The organism is Agrilactobacillus fermenti, assembly GCF_047943045.1.
In the GTDB taxonomy this organism is placed as follows: Bacteria; Bacillota; Bacilli; order Lactobacillales; family Lactobacillaceae; genus Agrilactobacillus; species Agrilactobacillus fermenti.
This window is the reverse complement of sequence record NZ_CP181347.1, coordinates 1,110,355-1,125,801: the sequence shown is the minus strand read 5'-3', so window position 1 is coordinate 1,125,801 and position 15,447 is coordinate 1,110,355. Positions and strand designations below refer to the sequence as shown.

General features: G+C 38.7%; 14 protein-coding genes and 1 riboswitch. Of the genes, 5 read left to right on the top strand and 9 right to left on the bottom strand.

The genetic code is table 11. The features are described from left to right. Positions 1–186: 186 nt before the first annotated feature. Positions 187–1,518: a D-serine ammonia-lyase gene (locus tag ACNAN0_RS05495; RefSeq protein WP_230914227.1), complete on the top strand. Its 1,332-nt coding sequence runs from the start codon at positions 187–189 to the stop codon at positions 1,516–1,518. 174 nt (positions 1,519–1,692) lie between these two features. Here ACNAN0_RS05495 and ACNAN0_RS05490 read toward each other — a convergent pair whose 3' ends face one another. Genes ACNAN0_RS05490 through ACNAN0_RS05475 form a run of 4 tightly spaced genes read right to left on the bottom strand, consistent with a single transcriptional unit; the run spans position 1,693 to position 4,483 of the window. Next, the gene (locus ACNAN0_RS05490; protein WP_416354098.1) at positions 1,693–2,430 is read right to left on the bottom strand and encodes an ABC transporter ATP-binding protein; all 738 of its coding nucleotides are present in this window, start codon (positions 2,428–2,430) and stop codon (positions 1,693–1,695) included. A gap of 1 nt (position 2,431) precedes the next feature. Then, complete coding sequence (locus tag ACNAN0_RS05485) at positions 2,432–3,448, bottom strand: ABC transporter substrate-binding protein (RefSeq protein ID WP_416354097.1); 1,017 nt, start codon at positions 3,446–3,448, stop codon at positions 2,432–2,434. Beyond that, positions 3,445–4,215 carry an ABC transporter permease gene (locus ACNAN0_RS05480; protein WP_416354096.1) on the bottom strand — a complete coding sequence of 257 codons (771 nt, stop codon included), beginning with the start codon at positions 4,213–4,215 and terminating at the stop codon, positions 3,445–3,447. The genes ACNAN0_RS05485 and ACNAN0_RS05480 overlap by 4 nt, the downstream gene beginning before the upstream one ends. Continuing rightward, positions 4,187–4,483, bottom strand: coding sequence for a thiamine-binding protein (locus ACNAN0_RS05475; RefSeq protein ID WP_416354095.1), 297 nt, complete (start codon positions 4,481–4,483; stop codon positions 4,187–4,189). The genes ACNAN0_RS05480 and ACNAN0_RS05475 overlap by 29 nt, the downstream gene beginning before the upstream one ends. Positions 4,484–4,526: 43 nt before the next feature. Then, a riboswitch (TPP riboswitch) is annotated at positions 4,527–4,627 on the bottom strand. A 151-nt stretch (positions 4,628–4,778) separates the two neighbouring features. Between ACNAN0_RS05475 and ACNAN0_RS05470 the strand changes: the two genes are divergently transcribed. Next, positions 4,779–5,672 (top strand): phosphate ABC transporter substrate-binding protein PstS family protein, encoded by an 894-nt coding sequence (locus tag ACNAN0_RS05470; protein ID WP_230914232.1) that lies wholly within the window; start codon positions 4,779–4,781, stop codon positions 5,670–5,672. A gap of 259 nt (positions 5,673–5,931) precedes the next feature. Beyond that, positions 5,932–7,260 (top strand): hypothetical protein, encoded by a 1,329-nt coding sequence (locus ACNAN0_RS05465; RefSeq protein WP_416354094.1) that lies wholly within the window; start codon positions 5,932–5,934, stop codon positions 7,258–7,260. 58 nt (positions 7,261–7,318) lie between these two features. Here ACNAN0_RS05465 and ACNAN0_RS05460 read toward each other — a convergent pair whose 3' ends face one another. Beyond that, positions 7,319–8,662 (bottom strand): glucose-6-phosphate isomerase, encoded by a 1,344-nt coding sequence (locus tag ACNAN0_RS05460; RefSeq protein ID WP_230914234.1) that lies wholly within the window; start codon positions 8,660–8,662, stop codon positions 7,319–7,321. Between the two features lie 102 nt (positions 8,663–8,764). Beyond that, positions 8,765–9,634: a GRP family sugar transporter gene (locus tag ACNAN0_RS05455; protein WP_230914235.1), complete on the bottom strand. Its 870-nt coding sequence runs from the start codon at positions 9,632–9,634 to the stop codon at positions 8,765–8,767. A 259-nt stretch (positions 9,635–9,893) separates the two neighbouring features. On the opposite strand from ACNAN0_RS05455, the gene ACNAN0_RS05450 reads away from it, so the two are divergent. Beyond that, entirely contained in the window at positions 9,894–10,946 is a 1,053-nt protein-coding gene (locus ACNAN0_RS05450) for a tagatose 1,6-diphosphate aldolase (RefSeq protein WP_230914236.1), read from the top strand. 164 nt (positions 10,947–11,110) lie between these two features. On the opposite strand, the gene ACNAN0_RS05445 is transcribed toward ACNAN0_RS05450, so the two are convergent. Together ACNAN0_RS05445 and ACNAN0_RS05440 are read right to left on the bottom strand one after the other, a co-directional pair. Continuing rightward, positions 11,111–11,371, bottom strand: a complete 261-nt coding sequence (locus ACNAN0_RS05445; RefSeq protein ID WP_230914237.1) for a LysR family transcriptional regulator — start codon at positions 11,369–11,371, stop codon at positions 11,111–11,113. A 33-nt stretch (positions 11,372–11,404) separates the two neighbouring features. Then, positions 11,405–12,010, bottom strand: coding sequence for a VanZ family protein (locus ACNAN0_RS05440; protein WP_230914238.1), 606 nt, complete (start codon positions 12,008–12,010; stop codon positions 11,405–11,407). Positions 12,011–12,189: 179 nt separating this feature from the next. Between ACNAN0_RS05440 and ACNAN0_RS05435 the strand changes: the two genes are divergently transcribed. Beyond that, positions 12,190–14,421, top strand: a complete 2,232-nt coding sequence (locus tag ACNAN0_RS05435) for an LTA synthase family protein (protein WP_416354093.1) — start codon at positions 12,190–12,192, stop codon at positions 14,419–14,421. 17 nt (positions 14,422–14,438) lie between these two features. Here the strand turns inward: ACNAN0_RS05435 and ACNAN0_RS05430 are convergent, their stop codons facing one another. Further along, positions 14,439–15,416, bottom strand: coding sequence for an IS30 family transposase (locus tag ACNAN0_RS05430; RefSeq protein ID WP_416354092.1), 978 nt, complete (start codon positions 15,414–15,416; stop codon positions 14,439–14,441). Positions 15,417–15,447 lie beyond the last annotated feature (31 nt).

The following is a 15,447-nucleotide window of genomic DNA, read 5'->3' as shown; positions in this document are numbered from 1 at the left end:
TTAAATGCTTTTTTATGCCATTGTAATAAGAAGTAGTGGACAGCTAGTTTGGTTGTCCTAGCTACTTCTATTTTTATATTTAAATTAGCACTGGCATCAAAACCTTTGTTAAAATTTGCCAAGAATTTAGCAAGACCGTTAATTTTAGGTTAAAATATTAATGAGTTTTTCTTTGGAGGGGAATTTATGACCAATAAAACTGATTTAATCCAAAAATATCCAATTTTAAGAAAGATGGCCGCATATCAGCCTTTATTTTGGCAAAACCCTGACTTTGAGCAAACGAACCAAGCCCCCTTTTTTTCACAGGCTGATGTTTTAGATGCCGTTTTTCGCCTCATTCGTTTCCAGCCTTATATTGAATCGGCCTTTCCAGAAACTTACAATAATCAGGGTGCTATTGAATCCCCACTTATCAAATTAAACACCTTATCTGGACAGCTTGAACAATTTTGGCATCACAAAATCCCAGGCCGTATTTTCTTGAAAGCGGATCATCAACTACCTATTGCCGGTTCCATTAAAGCCAGAGGTGGCATTTACGCCGCTTTAAAATTGGCTGAAACAATTGCCCGTACCTATTCAAATATGACTTTTGAAGACAATTATAATATTTTGGGTTCGACTGATTTTTATGAGTTATTTAGTCACTTTGAAATTGTCGTTGGTTCAACGGGTAATCTTGGTTTAAGCATTGGCATCATTGGTCGTAAATTGGGCTTTAAAGTCACAGTTCATCTATCACATGATGCCAAAGCTTGGAAAAAGGATCGTTTAAAAGAATATGGTGTTCATGTGGTTGAACATGATAGCGATTTTTCTGATGCCCTTGCTAGTGCCAGAGAAAAAGCAACTACACAAGCAAACACATATTTTATCGATGATGAAAATTCACAAGATCTCTTTTTAGGTTATGCAACTGCTGCCTATCATCTACAAACACAATTAAAACAATACCAAATAACGGTCGATCAAAAACACCCCTTATTCGTCTATCTTCCAGCTGGTGTCGGCGGTAGCCCGGCTGGGGTCACCTTTGGCCTTAAAACTTTGTTAGGTGCTAATGTCTACCCCATTTTCGTTGAACCCACTCATGTCCCATCCGTAACATTGGGCATGATCACTAAAAAAAATCATGATATATCCGTATATGATCTCGGTTTAGATGGCCATACAGCTGCTGATGGTCTTGCCGTCGCTAGACCATCCAATCTGGCCGAAAAAGCCGTTAAATATATGCTTTACGGCAGTGTCACCTTCGATGACGATGATTTATTTCGTTATTTATACTTATTAGCAGCAAGTGAAAATATCCTGTTAGAACCCTCTGCTGCCGCTGGTTTTACTGGTCTAGCTTACGTATTACAGCATTTAGATCAACCCTTTGAATTAAGTCAAGCAACCCATATCATTTGGGCAACAGGTGGCCAATTGGTTCCTAAAGCCGAAATGTCTGCTTATATCCAAAAGGGGGCGTCCTTATTACACCCACACCCGAATAATTTTGTAAAATTTTAAAACAACTTCATAACAATTTAAAACAGAGATCAGATACAAAACAATTGTTTATTTCACTCCACAAAATTAGAACAGAAATCTAACTTCTGGAGGTCACATCAGTTTTGTGTTGATCTCTGTTTATTTTAATATATTTAATCATTAGCTAAAACTAATTTCTTACTTGACTATTTTTTATACACCTAAATCAGTAATGATCCGTCGTTTATATGTTAAAAAGTCCGGCGTCAGCTCAAAAGCTACTGATGCATCTCGAGTTGGATTTAAACGCAATTCATCTACGATTTGACTGGGTCTACCCGCAATTACATAGACACGATTAGACAAGACCAGTGCTTCATCAATATCATGGGTAATCAGCAATGTTGACAAGTGTAGTTTGTGCATCATATCTATATACCATTGATGCATCGTCCGTTTCGTCAATTCATCTAATGCCGAAAAAGGTTCATCCAAAAGGGTTAACGGTTTATCAAACAGATAAGTCCTTAATAGTGCCGCTCTTTGACGCATGCCACCTGATAATTCTTGCGGATATTCATGTTCATAACCAGCGATACCAAATTCCTTAAATAGCGCCAATGCTTTTTGTCGAGCTGTCTTTTTAGGTACTTTTCGCAGCAATAAAGGTAAAATAACATTATCTAACACTGTTCGATAGGGCATCAATAGGTCCTTTTGCAGCATATAACTTACATTTCCTGGTTTAAGCACATTATTGTGACCATTCAGTAATACTTGACCCTGGTCAGGCTTGCTGAGTCCAGCAATGATATTAAATAACGTGGTCTTGCCAGAACCAGATACCCCCAGTAAGCTGACAATCTCACCAGTAGCCACATGTAAATCAATATTTTGAATAATCGGCTGTTGATCAAAAGACTTGTTAATATCTCGGACTTCTAATAGCATGCTACTTTTCCTTTGGTAGATATTTATTTGTGAATCCTTGATTTTTAGTCAGTTGCCCTTTAACTAATTTATGTTCATTTAACCAAGTATAGAATTTATTCCAACGACCGGCATCAATATAACCAAATTGTTTTGCATCAGCAATATATTGTTTTGAAAGATATTGTTGTGACGCATCAACGAGCGCCCCACTCTTACCTTTTTTAAGTTCAGGATTGGCTGCCTTCAAAATATCAGCACTGGCTTGAGGATGTTTTGCAGCGTACGCATAACCTTGACTCACAGCCCTAACCAACTTGCGTGTAACTTGCGGATGCTGCTTCATATAAGTATTATTGCCAACAAGTACAGGGGTGTAATAGTCAAACGTTGGATTGACATCGCGAAAGGCAAAGTAGTTGACCGGATAGTTTTGTATTTTGGCATTTTGAACGGCCCAACCTTCATAAACCCAAATTGAATCAATTTTTTTGCTTTTTAAGCCTGCGACCTCGTCATTAAAATTACTTGGGACCAATTTAATCTTTTTATAGTTGCCGCCATCTTGATCAACAACTTCTTTAATAATGGCTTGTTCAATCGGTAGTCCCCATGTTGCGTATCGTTTGTTGGTCATATCTTTTGGCCGGGTGATGTTATCTGCTTTACGTGACATAATACCGGAAGTATTATGTTGAACGAGGGCAGCTATAGCCGTAATCGGTTGTTTATTCTTACCAGTGATCACACCAGCCATAACATCTTGATAGGAAACCCCAAATTGAGCTTTTCCCGCTCCAATCAAACCTTCTGGTCCATTTTGAGGCGGCTGAATAAACTTAACTTTCAAACCATATTTTTTAAAATACCCCTTGCTTTGTGCTACATACAGCCCCGTGTGATTTGTATTAGGCGTGTAATCTAAAGCTAACGTAATTTGAGTTAGCTTCTCATCAGCCGATCGCTGACTTTGCGCACAACCGGTCAATACCAAAATTAAAGCAAAAAATAAAATCAAAACTCGTCCTAATTTCTTCATTTGTTGGCGCGCCTCCGTGTCCATGGCATCATTAATTTTTGTAACACATCCACTAAGCCAATTAAGATTAAACTGACTAGTGAAATTAAAACAATCACAGCAAACATTTTGTCATAAGCGTAGGTTTTCATCACCCGAGTCATGTAAACACCTAAACCACTATCGCCACCGACCCATTCTGCAATGACTGCCCCAATAATCGAATAAGAAACTGAAATACGTAAACTGGCGAAAAAATGGTTTAGACTTGCTGGTAATTTAACGTAACGTAAAATTTGTAAACGTTTTGCCCCCATTGTATGCATCAAACGAATCAGATCGTCGTCAGCGCTGCGTAGTCCAGTTAAGGTTTCAACAGCTACTGGAAAAAACGTGGTCACGATGATCAGTAAAACTTTTGGTAAAATGCCATAACCAAACCATAAAATCAAGATTGGTGCAATTGCGTAGGTGGGAATCGTTTGACTCAAAACCAGTAACGGATAGATGGCACGATACAGCCAATTAATACCATCCATAGCAATAGCAATCAATAAGCCTAAAATCACACCTAACAACAAGCCCCAAAAAGCTTCCACCACTGTCGTCCACATATTGGTCATTAGTAAACCAAAGTCTTCGATAAATGCCTGTACAACGTCGATTGGCCCAGGCATCAGAAATTTTGGAATCAGTCCGGTGGCGGTTACAACATACCAAACTAAAAGCACTAAGCACACAACATAAAATGGTAAAAGTTTAATGTTGGTATTTGTGAGTCTTTTCATCAATCGTTAACGCATCACCTTTACTTTGATAGTTAATTTTTACATAAGTCATGACTGAATCAGCACCAGCTTCAGCAGCAATTTTAGGAACAGCCGTAACGACTTTCATCAATTGGTCGTAATCACCCTCAAGCGTCGTTTCAAAAGCACTAACTTCATAGTGCAGTCCTTGTTCCTGAATATATTTGACGACTTGATCGACCACCGCTAATACGTCCTTGGTCGCTTGACCCATTGGTAAAACTTGAATTGCTACACTTGCATTCATTATGAAAACCCCCATTTTTAGACAAATAAAAAGACCTAAAGTCATCTTAGGTCTTTGATATTCCTACGATGGCATTACCCATATCAGGTCTAAGGGTCGAAAGTTTTACCTTTCCTCTCAGCCGTAGCTCCCCTTCGTATTCATCTTTACTCAAAATACTAGCACGTTATGCTTTTTAGGGCAATTAATTTTTACATGTCTTTACATGATTGATACATTATTTTTACACTCAGTGTAACGTTTATTTACACTACTTTCATAAACTTAATACAGTAATAAGAAAGGGAGTTCAATAATGAATAAACGTTTACTACTGCCAATCATCACATTAATCGGTGTTGTTACTTTAACGGGGTGTGGTTCCAAATCTGCCAGCGGACAAAGTCAGGCAAAATCTGCTGATAAAAATGAAATTACTGCCGTTGGATCAACCGCTTTACAGCCGCTTGCAGAACAAACTGGTCGTGAATTTGCAGATAACCACTCCGGACTTCAAATCAACGTCCAAGGGGGCGGTTCTGGGACCGGATTGAGTCAGGTGGCTCAAGGTAATGCAACCATTGGTAATAGTGATATTTTTGCTGAGGAAAAAGACGGTGTAAACGCCAAACAATTGGTGGACCATAAGGTTGCAGTTGTCGGCATCGCGCCAGTTGCCAATAAAGAAGCTGGTGTCACAAACTTAACACACCAACAGTTGATAGATATCTTTACTAAGAAAGTAACCAACTGGAAAGATGTTGGTGGTAAAGATCAAACGATCATATTAATCAATCGGGCTCAAGGAAGTGGCACACGCGCAACTTTTGAAGCTTTAGCTTTGAACAAGCAAAAAGCTGCCACAGCCCCAGAACAAGATTCTTCAGGTACAGTTCAAAAAATGATTGCCAATACACCTGGAGCAATTAGTTATCTAGCCTTTTCTTACTTCAATGACAAAATTCAACCTGTCAGTGTAGACAATGTCAAACCAACCGCTGAGAACGTTGCAATCAATAAGTGGAAAATCTGGTCTTACGAACATATGTATACCAAAGGTTCTCCAAATGCGAATACTGCTAAATTTATTAACTATGTTCAATCCAAAAAAGTACAAAACTCTTTAGTTAAGAAATTAGGCTACATTCCAATGCAACAAATGCACGTTGAACGTAATGCTCAAGGCACCATTGAAGACGTAAAACCTTAGATTTAAATATAAATTGTAATTTAACATGCTTCTCAAGTGGCTGAAAACAAACCTAACATTTTGTTTTCAGCCACTATTTGTTTGCGAACAATTAGATTTTAAATGTGTTACAAAGGGCAATGCCCTCACCTACTCAATTTGTTAAGGCTCAAGATTGTAGAAATCACAATTCTCAGTACCTTATTCATAAAGTTAATTTTAAAAAAAATAGGTTTAATACTTCAACGCCATGTATAATAATCATGTGGGGGGTGTCGATGTGAATCAAATTGATTTAATTCTTTTCTTGGGTAGACTATATGATTGGCCAAACACGAAGCAACCGAAAATAGTTTATTTGAGTCAACTAAAAAATCAGTCCCTGACAATTAATTTGGCTTTGCAACAACATTGGATCACACCGATGCCCGACCACCCCAGCCGTTTTCAGTTGTCTTCAATTGGTCAAGCTATGCTACAACAACACGCCTGTCTTCTGACAGCCGACTATTATGGGCTCACAGCATTCATGACACCATCAGACCTTGAGACACGTGCTCAAACAGCATCATTCAATAATACATATCACTATTTGCAAACAATCATCAATTTTCTTTTTGAAGCCCTTGCTATTCATCATGATTGGTCCCAAGTTTTACGGTTATTGTCAATCATGATCCGAATCAGTAGTGATTATGCAGAAATTGATGACCTTTTAACTGCTTTAATTACAAGTATATTCATTTTGCAATTGCTTAATAACCACAAGCAGTTCGGCAAATTATATACTCAATACCTAACTAAGATCTGTGAAATTCGCCAGTTGCTAGACTTAGATGACACTGCCTTATTAAATAAAATACAACCAGCTGCAGAAACTTTAACACGTGCACTGGGTCACGCCACTGTCGCCTTTGCACCAGACAAATTACTACATAAATTGCAACGATTTGCTCGTACCGCTAACTCATCAGCAGTATCTGAATCAGACGATTCCAGCGACCCAATGATACACAAGGCTTTTTATCAACGCAATCGGCTTTTCTGGGTCGTTTTAGCCATGGGTATATTGCTGATCATATTTAGCGTCACAACTTGGACAAGTGCACGAACGGCCAGTACTTATCATGCCCAGGTCACAGCCTTTAAAAACGCGACGCGCCCTTTACCAAAAGCTGGTACAACCAATGGACAGACTGAAAAAGCAGACCAACAGAATCGTAATTTACTCAAACCAGGTTCCCAATTTACGGTCTATGACTTTAATAATAATCCGATTTTAAGGTTCAAGATAAAATCAGCTCAATTAAAAATCAATGATGATAGTACTATTGAAATCCCGATTCTAATTCATAATTTTGAATCAACCCAAGCTTACGCATTAAACTTAAAAAACTTTATGGTTCAAACGTCAGAAAATGAAACTTTACATTTACAAGCCGCAAATAATCAACCAAAAACAATTGAACCAACTGGTACTTCGGAACAAATACTTTACGCCACATCAGACAAAACCAATATTTCTGAAAGTAAATATGTTTTGCTCACATTTACAAACCAACACTTACATACGAATTTTACTTATCTTTTACCAATTGAGACAAATTAAAAAAGCCTGGAAATTCCAGACTTTTTTTGTTTACTTATTTAACTTTAACCAATGTGGCTTAAAGTCTTTCATTCAATTCTTTACCTAATGCTTCAAAACCAGGTTTGCCTAATAAACCAAACATGTTCTTCTTATAAGCTTCAACACCTGGCTGGTTAAATGGATTGATACCATTCAAGTATCCTGAAATCGCAACTGCAATTTCAAAGAAATAAATCGTATAACCTAAGGTGAAAGCAGTCCGGTCAGGAATATTAACCGTCATAACTGGAACGCCCCCGTCAGTATGTGCTAAAACAACACCTTGGTAAGCTTTCGTATTGACGTAATCCATTGTTTTGCCTTCAAGGTATTTCAAACCGTCTAAATCAGAATCTGACTTAGGGATTTCAATATCATGATTAGGTTTGCCAATTTTGACAACCGTTTCAAACATTGTATTACGCAAACCTTCTTGGATATATTGACCTAATGAGTGTAAATCAGTTGAAAAGTTAGCTGAAGTTGGATAGATGCCCTTTTGGTCTTTACCTTCAGATTCACCCATTAACTGTTTCCACCATTCGCCAAAATATTGTAACGATGGTTCGTAGTTTTCAAGAATTTCAGTAACGTAGCCTTTACGATATAAAATGTTTCTTAGTGCCGCATAACGATAAGCTTCGTTTTTATTCAAATCAGTATCCGTATATTCACTACGAGCGGCGGCTGCCCCTTGCATCAATTGATCAATATCGCCACCGGCTGCAGCAATTGGCAATAAACCAACTGGTGAAAGTACAGAAAAACGACCACCAATATCATCTGGCACAACAAATGCTTCATAGCCTTCAGCATCAGCTTCAGTTTTTAAAGCACCCTTAGCTTTATCAGTTGTCACATAAATACGTTTAGCTGCTTCTGCTTGACCGTATTTTGCAATCAATTTTTCCTTGAGAACACGAAAAGCAATCGCTGGTTCAGTCGTTGTTCCTGATTTAGAAATAACATTTAAGCTGAAATCACGATCTCCAATTTGTTGGATCAAGTCATGTAAATAAGATGGGCTGATGGAGTTACCAGCAAAGAATACTTGAGGCACTTTGCGATTTGGTTCAAAGTTATAGAAGAAACCACCTAAGAAATCCATTGCAGCACGAGCACCAAGGTATGAACCCCCAATGCCAATCGCAACTAAAACTTCAGAATCACTCTGAATTTTAGCAGCAGCCTTTTGGATACGTGCAAATTCATCCTTGTCATAGTCGACTGGCAAGTCTAAGAAACCACGGAAATCATTACCTGCACCGGTACCTTCCCGTAATTCTTGGTCTGCTGCATTGACCATTGCTTGAATTTCGCCTAACTCATTGTCATGAATGAATGGTTTAAGCTTTGAATCGTCAAAATTAATATGTGCCATCCAAATAACCTCCTATGTTGTATATATCAAACATACTCATTTTCAACCAAAACCAGTCAATTGTAAACACTAAACTCCGGTTTTTCATGAGGAAATAAGAAATTATTGCACAAAACCTAAGAAAACGCCACCAAGAATGACTAAAAGACAGCCAATTATAGTAAATATCAATTCTTTTCGAGATTTCTTTTCGCCAAGAAAAATAATACTCCCGATCGTTGAAATAATAATGCCGGTTTGGGCTAAGGAATAACTGATAGCCAAACCAACTTTACTCATCGCAATAAACATGGCAGTATTTCCGATGCCCCAAGAAATACCAGTTAAGATGTTCTTAAGTGTTGGTTTTGCCCAAGGTTGTTTTTCTTTACCCCAAGCAAGTACTAAACCACCAATAACCATCCCCATCGACTGCGGCAAGATAATCGAAATGGGGTTTGAAAAACCGCCCCACTTGACGATCACGGTATAGCCAAGATAGCCAGCAGTTGAAATAATTAATGCATTTAGGCCCTTAGCAAAGTGCGTCCCATCATCAGAACGATTATATTCGCTATTCTTATCCCGTAAAGAAGTTAAGCTGGCACCAGCAATCAACAACACTAAGGCAACACTGCCCAAAGAAATTTGCTTGGCTGTCTGCCATTCATGGAATAGTAAGGCACCGGCAACTGTATTAAAAAATAATTGCATCCCAGTAGACATCGGTACCGCTTTTGAAATACCCATGTCTTTCATGGCTTTAAATTGGTTGCCTTGACCTACAGCCCAAAAAATACCAGATAACAATCCGATAAGGAGAACTTTTACGTCAATAAATGGTCGATAAAATAAAAATAGCCCGATACCAAATAGGAAAGCGCCCAAGGTCATGCCGAGGGTTTGTTGATAAGCATTGCCACCAAGTTTCCCACTGATCAAGCCAATACTACCCCAGGCAATTGCTGGGATAAGTGCTATCAGAATACTCACAAATACGCCTCATTCCAGTTAGTTTTATATAGTACACAAGCTGTTATTTTATCAAGAAACCTGGCACTTGGCTACCCAAAAAATAATAGATGTGTCATTTTTTACAAAAATCATTTGATAAAGAATACACATTTTAGACCTTAAAAAAATTACTTTTTCAAAAACAGCCCATTAAATCAACATTGTCAATTTGAAAACAATCGTGAAGAAGTGTAGCATACGGGTTGTAAGTTAATTTTGTTTTTGGAGGGATATTTTTATGGCAAAGAAACGTATCTCACGGGGCAAGTTTGAAAAGCTGCAGCAATTGTCAAATGATCAAGGTATTATTGCAGCCTTGGCAATTGATCAACGTGGTTCTATGAAACGAATCATGAAAGCCGCAGCCGAAAAAGCTGGTAAAACTTATAACTTAGACATGGTTTATGAATTTAAGGAATTGGTTTCCAAAGAATTGACAAAGTATGTCTCTGGTATTTTGTTAGACGAAGAATTAGGTTTCAAAGGTATGAAATCTAAAAATCCTAATTCTGGCTTGATCATGTCTTATGAGAAAACGGGTTATGACGTCAACACAGTTGGCCGTTACCCAGAGTTATTGCAAAATGAATCCCTAGATCGTTTGTTGGCTAAGGGGGCTGATGCTGCCAAAGTATTAGTCTATTACAATCCAAATGACCCAGAGGAAATTAACGACGTCAAACACGCCTTTCTGGAACGACTCGGCAATGAAGGTTTAGCTGCAGACATTCCATTATTTGTTGAAATTGTGACCTACGATGACAAGATTCCAGACGCTAAGAGCGCTGAATTTGCTAAAGAGAAACCACAGTTAGTCTTAGATTCCATGAAGGAATTTTCAAAAGACAAATATCATATTGATGTCATTAAAGCTGAAGTACCTGTTAACTGGGACTTTGTTGAAGGCTATGCTAAAGATGGTGTGCAGCCGGTCTACTCACAAGATGAAGTTGCCAAGATATTTAAAGCAGCTAATGATGAAGTTAACCGGCCATTTATCTACCTATCTGGTGGTGTTTCCGCTGAAACATTTCGCTCTGAATTGACCTTTGCCGGTAAAGCTGGCAATCATTACAGTGGCATCCTGGGTGGCCGTGCGACTTGGTTAGACGGTGTTCAAGTTTACGCTGATGGTGGCAAGGCAGCTCTAGAAAACTGGCTGCAAACTCAAGGCAAACAAAATGTTTCTGAACTCAATGAAATCCTAAATAAATATGCAACTCCTTGGTATGATATTTACGGTGGACTCGATAACATCGAAGTTTTTGACCGCGATATTATGGAAGATTAAAGATCGTTTTAGCTATAAAAAAAGGCTTGCCTAGACAAGTCTTTTTTTATTTTGGGCGAATGGCTGAGGCAAAGCTTGTGTGTTGTATTCAGCAAACGCTGATGATAAATATTTTTGGTTTCAATATGTTCCAAAAGGCAACGGTCCGACCTTCTTCAAATGAGCTAATCATCCAAATCTTCTTCAATATTTAACCCATATAACTGACTAACTGGTTCGTCTCGCGGTGCCTGGTGGACAACAACAATGCCAATCGCGCCTTTGCTGGTCACATAGTTGGCAAAAGTCGTCACCTCTTCAACCAAGTATGCCAGTCCATCTGAATTCACGATATACTGCCCTTTGATCGGTAATTCTTCAAAAAATACTTTATTCATGCGAATATAATCTTTGCCGTCATGAAGTACTAATAATACTTTTAACATCATTAAATCTCCTTAGGTCTTATTCCAAAATGATCACAACGAGTGCCGCTTAAATAAACGATATAATCCAAAACCGATCACAGTACCGACTGTATTGAAAATCACATCATCAATATCTGTAATACCGGTGTGTAACAAAAACTGAAACACTTCAATACTGATCGAGGTCATAATGCCCAGTAAGAGCACCTTTGCAAAAGTAGGTCGGCGCATCAAAATTGGTAAACCAATCCCAAAGGGTATGAACCAAAGGATGTTACCAAATAGATTATACAGGAAATCTAGTTTGGATAATCCATAGATCAGTTTCAGTGTTTCAACAAGCGGCACAAAATTGATTTCGTTCAGCGAGCGGTCAAAGTCTAGTTTGACCTGCCAAGGGAAATAAATACCTCGAAACACAGTTAAGAAATAAAGCATCAATAAGTAACCGACAAATAGAAATAGCATCAATTCATGACTGAATTTAAGCCGCTTGTGCCGCCATCTTTGCCAAATGATGCGCAGAAACATGAAAATCAGCAGGTAGAAGATAGTCTTGTCCAAACTATAGAAGATCAATCGAATCAGCGGAAAATGATTGATGCGCGTTTGATATTCGGTGGCAACCATTCGATAAATTGGCCCTAGAAAAATCATATGACTTCCTCCGAATTCTTAACAAACTTCAATGCCCTATTTTATCAAAAAAAAGAGCTTTTTTGTGGCATTTCAAAAATATCTTCATTTTTTCGTCATGATATCTTTATATACTAAAATTGTAACTACTGGTTTCACGCGTTATAATAATTGAAGCTAAATTCTGAAAGGAACAACTCATGAATAAACTCAGAATAAGGGCCTTTTTTAAGAGTCGCTTAGGCTTTTTCACTCTACTATTGATTTTACTTTGGGCAAAGTCTATTTACATCTACTACACAGACTTCTCATTAGGCTTAACCGATCCCTACCAGCACTTGATCATGTGGCTGACACCATTTGGCACAAGTGCTTTGTTACTGAGCTTGGCCTTATACATACGCAAACCAATTCTATCCTATATTGCCATGTTTGTGATTTACATTTTACAGTTGATTCTATTATTTGCTAATGTCATCTACTATCGCCAGGCAACTGATTTTTTGACGATCAACACAATTATGAGTTCAAGCAAGGTATCCCAAGGGCTAGGCAAAAGCACGCTAAGTCTACTGGCACCACAAGATATTCTGATTTGGCTCGATGTGATCATTATTTTGATTTTACTGTTTCGCCGTATCATCCCGATCGATCCTAAAAAATATCGGCCTAAAAAGGCATTTGTCGTTTCTTTATGTACCTTTACATTCTTTTTATTAAACTTATTTCTTGCTGAAACGAGTCGACCACAGTTACTAACACGGACATTTGATCGTAATTACATTGTTAAATATCTGGGCATTGAAAATTTCATGTTCTATGATGCAATTCGGACCGCGCAAAACAACCAAGTACGTGCCAATTCTGATGGGAGTGAAATGACGGCGGCTTACAATTATATCCAACACCATAAAGCCGCACCAAACCCTACTTATTTTGGAACAGCTAAGGGCAAAAACGTGATCATCATTCACCTAGAAAGTTTCCAGCAATTTTTGATCGACAAAAAAATCGATAATCAAGAAGTCACCCCGTTTTTGAATAGTCTTTACCATGATAAATCCACCTTAAGTTTCTCTAATTTCTTCCACGAAGTAGGCCAGGGCCGTACCAGTGACGCTGAAACGATGTTAGAAACAGGTTTGTTCGGCTTACCTGAAGGGTCTGTTTTTACCTCTTTAGGTACAGACAATACCTTTGAAGCCGCGCCAGCAATACTACAACAAACACAAGGTTATGATAGTGCTGTCTTTCACGGTAATACTGGCAGTTTTTGGAATCGTAAGGATGTCTACCGTAATTTGGGTTACAATTATTTCTTTGATGCCTCCTATTTTGATACGTCCAAAGATAATGCGATCGGTTATGGTTTGAAAGATAAGCTACTATTTGCTGAAAGCACCAAATACTTGGAACGTTTGCAGCAACCTTTCTATACCAAATTTATCACCGTTACCAACCATTTTCCATTCTCTCTAAGCGATACTGACAGTGATTTTCCCAAACCGAATACCGACGATGATATCGTGAATAATTATTTCCGAACGGCACATTATTTAGATGAATCTTTGCAACAATTCTTTGATTACTTGAAAGCATCCGGCCTCTACGATAATACTTTGGTAATGATCTATGGTGATCATTATGGTTTAAGCAATAGTGACAATCTATCCTTAGCCCCTTTACTAGATAAGACGAGTTCTGATTGGACAGCATTTGATAATGCTCAATTACAACGTGTCCCTTTAATGTTTCATATGCCTGGCCTTAAGGGCGGCATTAATAGTACCTATGGCGGTGAGATTGATGTCTTGCCAACATTGATGCACTTGCTTGGCGTGGATACAACACCATATATGTTTATGGGAACGGATCTACTGTCGACCCAACATAACGACATTGTTGCGTTTCGAAACCGGGACTTTGTAACACCGACATATACCGTCTTAGGTGGTAAAGGTGCCAGTGGGACAGTGTATGATAACAAAACCGGAAATATTATCAAAGATTTATCAAATCAACAAATCAAAAGGTTAAATGCGGATCAGCAAGATGTCAGTGACCGCTTATCCATTTCTGATAATATTAATAACAAGAATTTACTTCGCTTTTACACACCAATCAACTTCACCCCAGTTAATCCAGAAAATCAAGATTACACTCAAAATTGGTTACGGTTATTATCCGTCCAAAATCATTTAGGCAAAAAGTCAACCAGTGTCTACAGTCAGCATGGCGGTTCCACGACAGACTTATATCAAACAGATGCGCCAGAACTGAATGATGACAAATCGCCAATCACCGAGCTTCCAAGTGAGGTCAAAGAAAATACCAAAGCGGGTAAGCATAATCGTTCGAGTACCACCAGTAGCCAAGCCTTTTCTAGTTCGGCAATGACCAGTTCTAGTGCTTCAAGTACCAACACACCATAATTTTGTATCTTGAATTGTCAAATTAAACGCAAACTCTTATCGTAGAATACTTCGTAGGGTGTTTTCCAACCTAAACATTTCCTTGGCCGGTGATTCAATTGGCTTGTGTATTGAGCAATCTCTCTATCGGAAGCTGTGATATCTTGACCCTTGGGTAAATATTCCCGGATCAAACCATTGGTATTCTCACTAGTTCCTCTTTGCCAAGGAGCATGGGCATCTGGAAAGTAAAACTCGATCCCCGTCTTCTCAGTAACTTCTTGATGGGCTGTGAATTCTTTACCGCGATCAGGCGTGATCGTTTTGATCAATTTGATCGGTAGTTGGCTCGTCAATTTCAATAGAGCTTCTGTGACAGCACTAGCTTTTTTATAGGCAGCCTTGCCAATCAAGGTATACCGTGATTTTCTGTCAACGACCGTTACAACACAGGCTCTACCAGTTTTCCCCGCCATAGTATCTAATTCCCAATGACCAATCTCCGTTCTATCATTGGCGGCCAACGGCCGTTCATGGATGGTGTGACTGATTTGAATTTTACCGCGTTTTTCCACATACCCTTTGGCATGACGTGTTTTACCTCGATGGCGTAGTTTGCGGGTGGCTTTTTGATTTTGTTGGTCGAATGTGCCGTTTTGAATAGCCCGATAGATCGTATTGTAGCTGATTTGGAGTTGATGATGTTCAACCACTAAGCGGTTCGCAATTTCTTCAGGGGACCAATGGCATTCTAAAAACAAGTGTTGGACGATCTTAAGACTCTCAGGATCTGTCAGCTTTCTTTTCCTACCGCAATTGCGCTTTCTGTCTGTATAGAGTTTATGTGCTTTAGCAGGTGAGTAGTTATGTGTGTCCTGATTCCTAGCAAGCTCACGATAGATCGTTGAAGGACTACGTTTAAGGGCCCGTCCAATAGTTAAGCTGTTTTTTCCTTGGGCATGCATTAAAAATATCTGTTCTCGTTCTTCTATGGTAAGATGGTGGTAGTGGCTCATAGCTAAGACCTCTCTTTCAATAATGTTGTTG

Excerpts from the sequence above, each read along its gene's own strand:
- ACNAN0_RS05495 (WP_230914227.1), top strand. The coding sequence starts at position 187 with ATGACCAATAAAACTGATTTAATCCAAAAATATCCAATTTTAAGAAAG.
- ACNAN0_RS05490 (WP_416354098.1), bottom strand. The coding sequence starts at position 2,430 with ATGCTATTAGAAGTCCGAGATATTAACAAGTCTTTTGATCAACAGCCG.
- ACNAN0_RS05485 (WP_416354097.1), bottom strand. The coding sequence starts at position 3,448 with ATGAAGAAATTAGGACGAGTTTTGATTTTATTTTTTGCTTTAATTTTG.
- ACNAN0_RS05480 (WP_416354096.1), bottom strand. The coding sequence starts at position 4,215 with ATGAAAAGACTCACAAATACCAACATTAAACTTTTACCATTTTATGTT.
- ACNAN0_RS05475 (WP_416354095.1), bottom strand. The coding sequence starts at position 4,483 with ATGAATGCAAGTGTAGCAATTCAAGTTTTACCAATGGGTCAAGCGACC.
- ACNAN0_RS05470 (WP_230914232.1), top strand. The coding sequence starts at position 4,779 with ATGAATAAACGTTTACTACTGCCAATCATCACATTAATCGGTGTTGTT.
- ACNAN0_RS05460 (WP_230914234.1), bottom strand. The coding sequence starts at position 8,662 with ATGGCACATATTAATTTTGACGATTCAAAGCTTAAACCATTCATTCAT.
- ACNAN0_RS05450 (WP_230914236.1), top strand. The coding sequence starts at position 9,894 with ATGGCAAAGAAACGTATCTCACGGGGCAAGTTTGAAAAGCTGCAGCAA.
- ACNAN0_RS05445 (WP_230914237.1), bottom strand. The coding sequence starts at position 11,371 with ATGTTAAAAGTATTATTAGTACTTCATGACGGCAAAGATTATATTCGC.
- ACNAN0_RS05440 (WP_230914238.1), bottom strand. The coding sequence starts at position 12,010 with ATGATTTTTCTAGGGCCAATTTATCGAATGGTTGCCACCGAATATCAA.
- ACNAN0_RS05435 (WP_416354093.1), top strand. The coding sequence starts at position 12,190 with ATGAATAAACTCAGAATAAGGGCCTTTTTTAAGAGTCGCTTAGGCTTT.
- ACNAN0_RS05430 (WP_416354092.1), bottom strand. The coding sequence starts at position 15,416 with ATGAGCCACTACCACCATCTTACCATAGAAGAACGAGAACAGATATTT.